This window comes from Streptomyces roseochromogenus subsp. oscitans DS 12.976, assembly GCF_000497445.1.
Classification (GTDB): Bacteria; Actinomycetota; Actinomycetes; order Streptomycetales; family Streptomycetaceae; genus Streptomyces; species Streptomyces oscitans.
On the sequence record NZ_CM002285.1, the window covers coordinates 6,086,797 to 6,098,558 of the forward strand.

Annotated in this window: 14 protein-coding genes; 11 read left to right on the forward strand and 3 right to left on the reverse strand. The window is 68.7% G+C overall.

From position 1 onward, the window contains the following. Positions 1-600 (forward strand): RDD family protein (locus tag M878_RS75880; protein WP_023550182.1); only part of this gene is annotated, 600 nt, incomplete at its 5' end. A 98-nt stretch (positions 601-698) separates the two neighbouring features. Next, positions 699-1,430, forward strand: a complete 732-nt coding sequence (locus tag M878_RS94850; protein ID WP_078630397.1) for an RDD family protein — start codon at positions 699-701, stop codon at positions 1,428-1,430. Positions 1,431-1,517: 87 nt separating this feature from the next. Here M878_RS94850 and M878_RS75890 read toward each other — a convergent pair whose 3' ends face one another. Beyond that, positions 1,518-1,763 carry a hypothetical protein gene (locus tag M878_RS75890; protein ID WP_023550184.1) on the reverse strand — a complete coding sequence of 82 codons (246 nt, stop codon included), beginning with the start codon at positions 1,761-1,763 and terminating at the stop codon, positions 1,518-1,520. Positions 1,764-2,031: 268 nt separating this feature from the next. On the opposite strand from M878_RS75890, the gene M878_RS75895 reads away from it, so the two are divergent. Both M878_RS75895 and M878_RS75900 read left to right on the forward strand, forming a co-directional pair. After that, positions 2,032-4,389, forward strand: a complete 2,358-nt coding sequence (locus M878_RS75895; RefSeq protein ID WP_023550185.1) for an immune inhibitor A domain-containing protein — start codon at positions 2,032-2,034, stop codon at positions 4,387-4,389. Between the two features lie 121 nt (positions 4,390-4,510). After that, entirely contained in the window at positions 4,511-4,831 is a 321-nt protein-coding gene (locus M878_RS75900; RefSeq protein WP_023550186.1) for a hypothetical protein, read from the forward strand. A gap of 7 nt (positions 4,832-4,838) precedes the next feature. On the opposite strand, the gene M878_RS75905 is transcribed toward M878_RS75900, so the two are convergent. Together M878_RS75905 and M878_RS75910 are read right to left on the reverse strand one after the other, a co-directional pair. Beyond that, on the reverse strand, positions 4,839-5,432 hold the full coding sequence (locus tag M878_RS75905) for a nicotinamidase (RefSeq protein WP_023550187.1): 594 nt from the start codon (positions 5,430-5,432) through the stop codon (positions 4,839-4,841). 91 nt (positions 5,433-5,523) lie between these two features. Next, entirely contained in the window at positions 5,524-6,870 is a 1,347-nt protein-coding gene (locus tag M878_RS75910) for a nicotinate phosphoribosyltransferase (RefSeq protein ID WP_031225838.1), read from the reverse strand. Positions 6,871-6,926: 56 nt separating this feature from the next. Between M878_RS75910 and clpS the strand changes: the two genes are divergently transcribed. The 7 genes from clpS to M878_RS75935 all read left to right on the forward strand — a co-directional run bounded on the left by clpS (position 6,927) and on the right by M878_RS75935 (position 11,746). Beyond that, positions 6,927-7,244 (forward strand): ATP-dependent Clp protease adapter ClpS, encoded by a 318-nt coding sequence (gene clpS / locus M878_RS75915; protein WP_023550189.1) that lies wholly within the window; start codon positions 6,927-6,929, stop codon positions 7,242-7,244. Between the two features lie 13 nt (positions 7,245-7,257). Beyond that, on the forward strand, positions 7,258-7,863 hold the full coding sequence (locus M878_RS75920) for a DUF2017 domain-containing protein (RefSeq protein ID WP_023550190.1): 606 nt from the start codon (positions 7,258-7,260) through the stop codon (positions 7,861-7,863). 325 nt (positions 7,864-8,188) lie between these two features. After that, positions 8,189-9,625: an amino acid permease gene (locus M878_RS75925; RefSeq protein WP_023550191.1), complete on the forward strand. Its 1,437-nt coding sequence runs from the start codon at positions 8,189-8,191 to the stop codon at positions 9,623-9,625. A 135-nt stretch (positions 9,626-9,760) separates the two neighbouring features. After that, positions 9,761-10,183 carry a M67 family metallopeptidase gene (locus tag M878_RS75930; protein WP_023550192.1) on the forward strand — a complete coding sequence of 141 codons (423 nt, stop codon included), beginning with the start codon at positions 9,761-9,763 and terminating at the stop codon, positions 10,181-10,183. Between the two features lie 79 nt (positions 10,184-10,262). Next, positions 10,263-10,358 (forward strand): putative leader peptide, encoded by a 96-nt coding sequence (locus M878_RS000000101465; protein WP_023550193.1) that lies wholly within the window; start codon positions 10,263-10,265, stop codon positions 10,356-10,358. A gap of 86 nt (positions 10,359-10,444) precedes the next feature. Then, the gene (locus tag M878_RS48950) at positions 10,445-10,789 is read left to right on the forward strand and encodes a MoaD/ThiS family protein (protein WP_023550194.1); all 345 of its coding nucleotides are present in this window, start codon (positions 10,445-10,447) and stop codon (positions 10,787-10,789) included. Between the two features lie 6 nt (positions 10,790-10,795). Next, on the forward strand, positions 10,796-11,746 hold the full coding sequence (locus M878_RS75935; RefSeq protein WP_023550195.1) for a PLP-dependent cysteine synthase family protein: 951 nt from the start codon (positions 10,796-10,798) through the stop codon (positions 11,744-11,746). The last annotated feature ends 16 nt before the right edge of the window (positions 11,747-11,762 follow it).

Consider the following 11,762-nt stretch of genomic DNA (forward strand, 5'->3'; position numbering starts at 1 on the left):
CAGGCGTCCTGGGCGCAGCAGGTGCACCAGCTGGCCGGGGGCGGTGACGAGCAGCCCGTGGCGCCGTGGAAGCCGGTGGTGGAGGACCCGTTCCAGGCGGCCGCGCGCCGCCAGGCCGCCGCCCGCCCCGCCGCACCCGGCAAGCGGCTCGCCGCCCGGCTGATCGACACCCTGGCCGTGGGCGCGGTGACGGCCGTGGCCGCCGTACCCCTCGGCACCAAGGCCGCCGACCACGTCCAGCAGAAGATCGACGCGGCCAGGCTGTCCGGCCGCGAGGTCACCGTCTGGCTGCTCGACGGCACCACCGCCACCAGCCTCGGCATCGTGCTCGCCGTCCTGCTGCTCGTCGGCGTGGTGTACGAGGCGCTGCCGACCGCCAAATGGGGCCGCACCCTCGGCAAGAAGCTGCTGGGGCTTCAGGTGCGGGACATCGAGGCGCACGAGCCCCCGGCCTTCGGCCAGGCACTGCGCCGCTGGCTCGTCTACAGCGTGCCCGGACTGCTCGGCATCGGGATCGTGGGCGTGCTGTGGTGCCTGTTCGACCGGCCCTGGCACCAGTGCTGGCACGACAAGGCGGCGCGCACCTTCGTCGCGGGCTGAGCACCGGCCGGAGGAACGGCCCCCGGAACGCCGTACCGGATACTCCGTACGGCCGCCCGTCGGATGCGGAGCCGGGGCGTTCGCGGTCCACTCGGGCCATGAGCAGCGAACCGCCCCCCGGCTCCGGAGAGCAGCCCCCCGAGGACGACCCGTTCAGGAAGCGGCCCCCGTCGGACCAGGGGTCGGGCTCGCCGTACGACGCCCCGTACGGCGGTGCCCAGCAGCCCCCGCCACCCGGCGGCGGGGGCCCGCAACCGCCCCCCGGCGGCCAGCCACCCCCTTATGGCGGCGGCCAGCCTCCCCCCTACGGCGGTGGCCCGTACGGCGGCGGTCCCTACGGCGCCGGGCCGGGTGGTGAGTACCCCGCCGACCCGCTCGCCGGTATGCCCCCGCTCGCCGACAGCGGCAAGCGGACGCTCGCGCGGATCGTGGACATGATCCTCGTCGGCATCGTCGTCTGGCTGCTCACCTGGGCGTTCGGCGTGCGTGAGTACAACGTGAACGGCGACCACGTCGCGGTCGGCAAGTCCGTGGGCCAGTCCGTCATCGCGGCCGTGCTGTACATCGCGTACGACACCTTCATGATGAGCAAGTACGGCCAGACCCTGGGCAAGCAGTGGCTCAACATGCGGGTGGCGAACCTGGACAACGGCGCCACGCCCTCGGTGCAGACCAACCTGATCCGCGCCCTGGTGCTCTGGGTGCCGTTCGCCTTCTGCTGTGCCTGTATCTGGACGGTGATCTGCGGCGGTTGGAGCTACTTCGACAAACCGTACAAACAAGGCCTGCATGACAAGGCGGCCAAGACGGTGGTGGTCAGCACCGGTTGAGACGTCGCGGCGTACACGTGAGCGGCGGCACGCATGAAAGCGGCGGGTCCGTGAAGCTCATGGACTCGCCGCCGATGTGTACGCCGCTCAGAGTGCCGTGGACACCGGCTGCTCCTTGGGTGCGGACTCGGCGGATCCGGCCGGTGCCTCGGCCGCGGGGGCCGATGGCAGCGGCACCGTCATCGCCACGAGCAGCCCTAGGGCCAGCGCCGCGAGGGCGATGACGGTGATCCCGAGGCCCGAACTCGTCTGGGACAGCAGCAGCATGGCGAGCGTCGAGAAGATCACGGTGCACGAACCGTATACGAGCTGTGCGGCAGTCGGACGAGGCATGGCAATCGTGTCCTCGGAAGTCTTCGGGAGATTGGGGGTGCCATTCGACTCTCTTCGCGTGCATGCCCGAACGAGCCGCCTGGTAAGCGTGACCTAACCCACGGTACCGGTGCACGGGGGGCGCACAGGGGGCACGTCCTCCGTAAAACACCGGTCGACTCCACCTAGTCCAGTTGACCGGAGCAAGTCAAGATCTGTCTTTTCTTCTAAACGTCTAGTCAAATTGCGTCACTTGAACGCGTCAAACAGACGCGGGGGAGGAACTCAAGTGACCAGCAGATCCTGGACGTTCAGAGCGGCCGCGATCGGCGTGACGCTCGCGGCGGCCTCCGCCACGTTCGCCACCTTCGCCGTCGCGGAAGCGAGCACCCAGGCCCGGCCCGCGGCGGTCGACCGGCACGACCCGGCTCCGGTGAAGCAGCGGGCGCACGACCTCGACGGCCCGCTCAGCAAGACCCAGGAAGCCCAGCGCCGGGAGGCGCTGAACCAGCTCATATCGGGCAAGGCCAAGGCCCAGGAGCGCAACGGCTCCAAGGTGGTCCAGCTCAAGAGCCGCAAGGGCAAGGACAAGTACGTCGAGCTGAGCCGCGAGAAGACCGACAAGATCTTCACGATCCTGGTGGAGTTCGGGGACAAGACCGACCCCAAGTACGGTGGCACGCCCGGCCCGCTGCACAACACCATCGCCGCGCCGGACCGCAAGAACGACAACTCCACTGCCTGGCAGCAGGACTACGGCCAGAAGCACTACCAGGACCTCTACTTCGGCACCGGCAACAAGACCGAGTCGCTGAAGAAGTACTACGAGAAGCAGTCCTCGGGCCGCTACTCGGTGAACGGCGAGGTCTCGGACTGGGTCAAGGTCCCCTACAACGAGGCCCGTTACGGCAACAACGCCTGCGGTCAGACCAACTGCCCCAGCGTGTGGAACGTGGTCAGCGACGGCCTGAACGCCTGGGTCGCGCAGCAGAAGGCGGCCGGCAAGTCGGACGCCGACATCAAGAAGGACCTCGCCCAGTACGACCAGTGGGACCGCTACGACTACGACCACGACGGCGACTTCAACGAGCCGGACGGCTATATCGACCACTTCCAGATCGTGCACGCCGGTGAGGACGAGTCCGCGGGCGGCGGCGCGCAGGGCAAGGACGCGATCTGGGCCCACCGCTGGTACGCCTTCGGCACCGACTCGGGCAGCACCGGTCCCGCGAACAACAAGCTGGGCGGCGCCCAGGTCGGTGACACCGGCATCTGGGTCGGCGACTACACCATCCAGCCGGAGAACGGCGGCCTCGGCGTCTTCGCCCACGAGTACGGCCACGACCTCGGCCTGCCCGACGAGTACGACACCGCCGGCGGCGACAACTCCACCGGTTTCTGGACCCTGATGTCCTCCGGCTCCTGGCTCGGTACCGGCAAGGAGTCCATCGGCGATCTGCCGGGCGACATGAACGCCTGGGACAAGCTGCAGCTCGGCTGGCTGAACTACGACACAGCGAAGGCCGGTACCCAGTCCACGCACAAGCTGGGCGTCGCCGAGTACAACACCTGGGACAAGCAGGCCCTCCTGGTCACCCTGCCGGACAAGGCGGTCACCACGACCATCACCGAGCCGGCCCAGGGGGCGGCCCAGTGGTGGAGCGGCAGCGGCAACGACCTCAAGAACACGCTGACCCGCTCCGTGGACCTCACCGGCAGGTCCTCGGCGAAGCTGGACCTGGACGGCTGGTGGGCCACCGAGGACGGCTACGACTTCGTCTACACCGAGGTGTCGACCGACGGTGGCGCCAACTGGACCGCCCTGGACGGCACGGCGGACGGCCAGGCCATCCCGCGGGACGGCAGCGGCAAGCCGGCGCTGACCGGCTTCTCGCAGACGCACAAGAAACTGTTGTACGCGCTCGACGCCTACGCGGGCAAGAAGATCGACCTGCGCTTCCGCTACGCCACCGACAGCGGGGTCGCGGAGAACGGCTTCACAGCCGACGAGATCACCCTGACCGCCGACGGTACGCCGCTCTTCTCGGACAACGCCGAGACGCAGGACGCCGGTTGGACCGCGAACGGCTTCTCCCGCATCGGCGCGTCCTTCACCAAGGACTACAAGCAGTACTACATCGCCGAGAACCGGCAGTACGTGTCCTACGACAAGACGCTCAAGACCGGCCCGTACAACTTCGGTTCGGCGGGGCGGCCCGGCTGGGTGGAGCACTACCCGTACCAGAACGGCCTGTTGATCTGGAAGTGGGACACCTCCCAGGCGGACAACAACACCAACAGCGCGAACGGCCACCCGGGTTCCGGTCTGATCCTGCCGATCGACTCGCACCCGCAGGCGCTGAAGTGGTCGGACGGCACCCTGCTGCGCAACCGCGTGCAGGCCTACGACTCCCCGTTCAGCCTCTACGGCACGGACGGCATCACGCTGCACCGGGCGGACGTACCGACGGTGATCAAGGCGTCGAAGGGGGTGCCGGTCTTCGACGACCACACCAGCACCTACTACGACCCGGCGAACCCCACCGGGGGCGTGAAGGTCACTGACACCAACACCAAGATCGCGATCGTCAAGGAGGCCAGGGACGGCTCGACGATCTTGCTCAAGATTGGTCCAGCGGTGAAGTAATTCGCGTTTTCGCAGGTCAGGCGCGTATCGGCGGCAGCCTCTTGGCGGGTTGCCGCCGATCGTGTTTAGGTGCGTCCTGTGGACCGCTTATTGACACCGACGGAAACGGGGATGTGACCGCATGGCCGCTGGAGGCTTCTGCAAACTGCCGAACGGCACGGTCGTGGTGGCGCTGAATCTGCCCTACGGCTCGGCCGCGGTGCGGGTACTGGTGCACGCCCAGAACCGCGCCCGAGCCCTGACCAGGCTCCGCAACCTGGGGTTGCGTGCGATTTACCTCAGGGGGAACGCCGCGCCTCCCACGCCGGACGAGGTCACGGCGGTGCTGCACCATCCGGACGGGCTGATATGGCGTACGGCACCGGCCGACAACGGTGTCATGGTGAATGAGCTGTGGCACCCGATCCGGGCGCTTCTTCGCAGGTCAGCGGTGGTGCAATAGGGCTCTGCTAGCCGCTGACCACGGGCTTGCCCGTGAGTTCCACCCCGGCTGCCCGCATTTCCTCCAACGCCCGCTCCGTCGTCTCCGGGGCGACCCCCGCCGTGAGGTCCAGCAGGACCTGGGTGCGGAAGCCCTCTCTCGCGGCGTCCAGGGCGGTGGCGCGTACGCAGTGGTCGGTGGCTATGCCCGCCACGTCGACCTCGTCGATGTGGCGGGCGCGGAGCCAGTCGGCCAGGGGGACGCCGTTCTCGTCGGTGCCCTCGAAGCCGCTGTAGGCGGCCGAGTACGCGCCCTTGTCGAAGACGGCGTCGATGGCACCCGAGGCGACGGCGGGGGCGAAGTTCGGGTGGAAGCCGACGCCCTCCGTGCCCGCGACACAGTGCGCGGGCCAGGAGTGGACGAAGTCGGGGTCGTCGGCGAAGTGGCCGCCGGGGGCGATGTGGTGGTCCCGGGTGGCCACCACATGACGGTATCCGGTGCCCCCCGCCTGGCCGATCAGTTCCGTGATCGCGGCGGCCACGTCCGCACCCCCGGCCACCGCGAGGCTGCCCCCCTCGCAGAAGTCGTTCTGCACATCTACGACGATCAAGGCGCGGCGCATGATGGGTGTCCTTCGACTAAGAGTTAAGTAACTGAGCCTAGAGACTTCCGGGCCCGTGCGGGAGGGGGCGAGGGCGGACGGCGGTCCCGCTCTAGCTACCCGAGCGCCCGGTGACGTACTCCGTCGGAATCACGGGTTCCCCTCGGGAGAGCTGGGTAGCGGAGAGCGGGAGATTCGCCCGGGCCGCGATGTGGCGGTCCCGGGGGACGTCCAGTGGTTCACGGGCGATCACGTCACCGCCCTTGATCAGCTCGACCAGCAGCTGGCGGTCGGCCAGCTGAGCCGGCACCGGGCCGGTGCCCACGACCTCGGCCTCCGCCACCCCGTCCTCGTCCAGCCGGCGCGCCGCCCACTTGCGGCCCCCGATGGAGGTCTTCCCGCCGCTGGACTTCTTCGCGACCGGTACCAGCGGCGCCTCGGCGTCGCCGGACTCGGCGCGGGCGACCAGCTTGTAGACCATGGAACAGGTCGGGTGCCCGGAGCCGGTGACCAGCTGGGTGCCGACACCGTACGCGTCCACCGGGGCGGCGGCGAGGGAGGCGATCGCGTATTCGTCCAGGTCGGAGGTCACGACGATCTTCGTGTGGGCCGCGCCCAGCTCGTCCAGCTGCTGCCGCACCCGGTGTGCCACGAGCAGCAGGTCGCCGGAGTCGATGCGGACCGCGCCCAGCTCGGGGCCGGCCACCTCCACCGCCGTACGAACGGCCTCGGCGACGTCGTAGGTGTCCACGAGCAGCGTGGTGTTCCGGCCGAGGGTGTCGACCTGGGCCTGGAAGGCGTCCCGCTCGCGGTCGTGCAGCAGGGTGAAGGCGTGGGCCGAGGTGCCGACGGTGGGGATGCCGTAGCGGAAGCCGGCCGCCAGGTCGGAGGTGGTCGCGAAGCCGCCGACGTACGCGGCCCGGGACGCGGCCACCGCCGCCAGCTCATGGGTGCGGCGGGCACCCATCTCGATCAGCGGCCGGTCCCCGGCGGCCGAGGCCATGCGGGAGGCGGCCGCGGCGATCGCGGAGTCGTGGTTGAGGATGGAGAGGATGACCGTCTCCAGGAGCACGCACTCGGCGAAGGTGCCCTCGACCCGCATGATCGGCGAGCCGGGGAAGTAGACCTCGCCCTCGGGGTAGCCCCAGATGTCCCCGCTGAAGCGATAGCCGGCGAGCCATGTCAGGGTCTCCTCGTCGACGATCTTCTGCTCGCGCAGGAAGCCGAGGACGCCCGCGTCGAAGCGGAAGTTCTCCACCGCGTCCAGGACACGCCCGGTGCCGGCGACCACGCCGTAACGGCGCCCGTTCGGCAGCCGCCGGGTGAAGACCTCGAACACGCTCCGCCGTTCGGCCGTACCGGCCTTCAGCGCGGCCCGCAACATCGTCAGCTCGTACTGGTCCGTGAAGAGCGCCGTCGAGGGAACATCCACCGGCAGCCCAAGGTCCGCTGTGTTCATGACGAGGATGCTACCCCCATTTCGTCAGTGTGACGATTTTCGCTGAGCGTGGCAGCATGGGCACCGTGACGTCACCCGCGCCCGTAGAGATCGAACGCACCGAGTCGGCGGAGGAGGTCTTCGCCGTACCCGAGCCCGACGTCCCCTGGGTCACGATCGTGCACAACGACCCGGTCAACCTCATGAGCTATGTGACCTACGTCTTCCAGACGTACTTCGGCTACTCCAAGGACAAGGCCACCAAGCTCATGCTCGACGTCCACCACAAAGGCCGGGCGGTCGTCTCCAGCGGGACCCGCGAGGAGATGGAGCGCGACGTGCAGGCCATGCACGGCTACGGTCTGTGGGCCACCCTCCAGCAGGACCGGAAGTAGCGAACCCATTTACATGCCCGGACATTTCGAACCGCTCCCCGGCGGCGGCGCGGCCGTCGCACTCGACGACGTCGAGATCTCCATCATCCGGTCGCTGGCCGTCCAGCTCCTGGAGCTGATCGGCCCCGGCCCCGGCGCCGACTCCCCTCAGGACCCACTCGCCGAGCTGTTCGCGGAGGGCCCGAGCGAGCCGCCCGCCGACCCGGTGCTGCACCGGCTCTTCCCGGACGCCTACAGCGACCCGGAGAAGGCCCCGGACTCGCCCGCCGACGCCGAGGAGCGGCGGGCCCACTCCGCCGAGTTCCGCCGCTACACCGAGAACGACCTCAGGGCCGGCAAGCGCGAGAACGCGCTCGCGGTGATCCGCGCCCTGGACGCGCTCTCCCCGGTGGACGAGGGCGGGGCGGTGCTGAAGCTGGCCCCGGAGGAGTCCCGGCGATGGCTCAGCGCCCTCAACGACCTGCGGCTCGCGATCGGCACCCGGCTGGAGATCACCGACGAGGACGACACCGATCTGCTCTACCGGCTCCCCGACGAGGACCCGCGCAAGCCGATGGTGATGGCCTATCTGTGGCTGGGCGGGCTCCAGGAGACCCTGGTCGGCACCCTGATGCCATAACTGCGGCCGTTACGGTGCACGAGTGTTCGCTCAGCGGACGCTCAGATCCGGATAACGATCCCGTCACCGTTGCGGCCTGGTTTGCCACGATCAGGGGATCTTTGTCCGCTTTTCCCTGTGTGGTGCGCCACAACCCGCCCTGTGATCACTATTGCGGCCGTGATAAATCTTCACGATCGCCCGGCCGACACCACCCATGTCCGGCCGGGTGCGCCACCGAGCCGACGACCGTCGGCCAGGCAACAACTCCATCATCCGGGGGGATCGAAACCCGATCCGAGGCCGACGAAAGGCCCGGGTCGGCATGGAGAAAGGCGCACCACACATGACCTCATCGCAGGTCGACCAGCTTCGCGACGGCAATGAGGCCGCGCCGGCCGCGGACAGCGAGGGCGGCGAGGGGTATCAGCGCGGGCTCGGGTCCCGGCAGATCCAGATGATCGCCATCGGCGGTGCCATCGGCACCGGCCTGTTCCTCGGCGCGGGCAAGGGCATTTCCAAGGCCGGCCCCAGCCTGATCCTGGCGTACGCCGTCGCGGGCCTCGTGATCTTCCTGATCATGCGGGCTCTCGGCGAGCTGCTGATGTACCGCCCGGTGTCGGGTTCGTTCTCCGAGTACGCGCGCGAGTTCATCGGCCCCTTCGCGGGCTTCGTCACCGGCTGGACGTACTGGCTGTTCTGGGTGGTCACCGGCATCACCGAGGTCACGGCCGCGGCCGCCTACATGACGTACTGGTTCGACGTCCCGCAGTGGGTCTCGGCCCTGATCTTCACGATCGTGCTGTACGGCGCCAACCTGATCTCCGTGAAGCTCTTCGGTGAGCTGGAGTTCTGGTTCTCCATGGTCAAGGTCACCGCGATCATCGGCATGATCCTGATCTGCGTCGGCATCCTGACGATCGGCTTCTCGGACGCGGGCAAGACCGCCTCGGTCAGCCATCTGTGGAACGACGGCGGCTTCTTCCCGCACGGCATCGGCAGCACGCTGATGACCCTGCAGATGGTCATGTTCGCCTTCCTCGCCGTCGAGCTGGTCGGTGTCACCGCGGGCGAGTCCAAGGACCCCAAGAAGGTGCTGCCGAAGGCGATCAACACCGTGCCGTGGCGCATCGCCGTCTTCTACGTCGGCGCGCTGATCATGATCCTGTCGGTCGTGCCGTGGACCGAGTTCCACCCGGGTGTGAGCCCCTTCGTGGCCGCCTTCCAGAAGATGGGCCTGTCCGTCGGCGCCGGCATCGTGAACTTCGTCGTCCTCACGGCCGCGTTGTCCTCCTGCAACTCCGGCATGTACTCCACCGGCCGCATGCTGCGTGACCTGGCGCTCAACAGCCAGGGCCCGAAGGCCTTCACCAAGCTGACCCGCAGCGGCACCCCGCTCGTCGGCACGACGTTCTCCGCCGCGCTGATGCTCGTCGGCGTCTGGATCAACTACCAGTGGCCGGGCAAGGCATTCGACTACGTGGTGTCCTTCGCGACCATCTCCGGCATGTGGGCCTGGATCGTCATCCTGCTCTGCCAGATCCGCTACCGGTTCAAGGCGAACCGCGGGCTGCTGCCGAAGAGCGAGTTCCCCGCGCCGGGAGCGCCGTACACGAGCATCTTCGCGCTGGCGTTCCTCTTCATGGTGATCGTGCTCATGGGTATCGACAAGGACGCCCGGGTCTCGCTGTACTGTGCTCCGCTGTGGGCCGCGATTCTCCTCGTCTCCTACTGGGTGCTCAAGCGCCGCAACCCGGAGGCCGCGGCCTTCAGCAAGCGCTGACCTTCCCTCCGGGACGTCCGGCCGCACGGGGCTCTCGTGGTGCCCCGCTGCGGCTGCCGCTCAGGACGTCCGGCATATGGGCCGTTCCGTACCATCCCTCGGTACGGAACGGCCCTTCTGCTTATCCTGACGGACATGCTGACCATCACCCAGGCCCTCGTCGACCAGATCGTCGCCCACGCGCGCAAGGATCACCCCGACGAGGCGTGCGGCGTCGTGGCGGGCCCGGCGGGCTCGGACCGCCCCGAGCGCTTCATCCCCATGCTGAACGCGGCGATGTCCCCGACGTTCTACGAGTTCGACTCGGGCGACCTGCTCAAGCTCTACCGCGAACTGGACGACCGCGACGAGGACCCGGTGGTCATCTACCACTCCCACACCGCCACCGAGGCCTACCCCTCGCGCACCGACATCTCCTACGCCAACGAGCCCGGCGCGCACTACGTCCTCGTCTCCACCGCCGACACCGACGGCCTCGGCGATTTCCAGTTCCGCTCCTTCCGGATCGTGGACGGTGAGGTCACCGAGGAGGAGGTCAAGGTCGTGGAGGCCTACTGATCCCGGGATCTGGACGGATTTCATCCAGCATGCGAGATCACACTCCGATGGCGGGACCGGGAATCGTTACGATGAGCGCATGGTTCTGAACGACGTGAGCGAGAAGGCGCCGGGCATGCTGCTCGTGGCGCGGCTGCACGTCGACCTGTGCAGGCTGAACAGCGCCATCTGTTGATTCCCCCTGCCGCCGTTCGGCCCGTGTGCCGCGGCGGGCCGCCGCACGCCCGAACCGACGACACCTTCCGACAGGAGCCCTGAGCCATGGCCATCGAGGTCCGCATCCCCACCATCCTCCGCCAGTACACCGACGGTCAGAAGGCGGTGGAGGGCAGCGGTGACACCCTCGCCGCGCTGTTCGCCGACCTCGAGACCCGGCACGCGGGCATCCGGGCCCGGATCGTGGAGGGCGAGCAGCTGCGCCGCTTCGTGAACGTCTACCTGAACGACGAGGACGTCCGCTTCCTGGACGGCATCAACACCAAGCTGTCCGACGGCGACAACGTGACGATCCTGCCGGCCGTGGCCGGAGGATCTGCCGCGGCGTCAGCCGCGTCCGGCCGGGATGGTGGCCGGGCGACGGGCGGGCCTGCGCGGATCGGTCGCTGAGCAGCGATGCGCTACGACTCCCCGCTGGCCGCGGTGGGCAACACCCCGCTGGTGCGCCTGCCACGGCTCTCGCCGTCCGCCGACGTCCGGATCTGGGCCAAGCTGGAGGACCGCAATCCCACCGGCTCGGTCAAGGACCGCCCCGCGCTGCACATGATCGAGCAGGCGGAGAAGGACGGCCGGCTCACCCCGGGCTGCACGATCCTGGAGCCCACCTCCGGCAACACCGGCATCTCCCTCGCCATGGCGGCCAAGCTCAAGGGCTACCGCATGGTGTGTGTGATGCCGGAGAACACCTCGCAGGAGCGCCGGGATCTGCTCGGCATGTGGGGCGCGGAGATCATCTCCTCGCCGGCCGCGGGCGGCTCCAACACCGCCGTGCGCGTGGCGAAGGAGCTGGCCGCAGAGCACCCCGACTGGGTGATGCTCTACCAGTACGGCAACCCGGACAACGCGGGCGCCCACTACGCCACCACCGGCCCCGAGATCCTTGCCGACCTGCCCTCCATCACCCACTTCGTGGCGGGCCTCGGCACCACCGGCACCTTGATGGGTGTCGGCCGCTATCTGCGCGAGCACCGGCCGGGCATCCAGATCGTCGCCGCCGAGCCGCGCTACGACGACCTGGTGTACGGCCTCAGGAACCTCGACGAGGGCTTCGTGCCGGAGCTGTACGACGCCTCCGTGCTGACCTCCCGCTTCTCCGTCGGCTCGGCCGACGCGGTCACCCGCACCCGTGAACTCCTGCAGCAGGAGGGCATCTTCGCGGGCGTCTCGACCGGCGCCGCCCTGCACGCGGCGATCGGCGTGGGCAGGAAGGCGGTCAAGGCGGGGGAGAGCGCTGACATCGTCTTCATCGTGGCCGACGGCGGCTGGAAGTACCTGTCCACCGGCGTCTACACGGCGGCCACCACTGAGGAGGCCATCGAGACGCTGCAGGGCCAGCTCTGGGCGTAACACCGCATTAACCCGC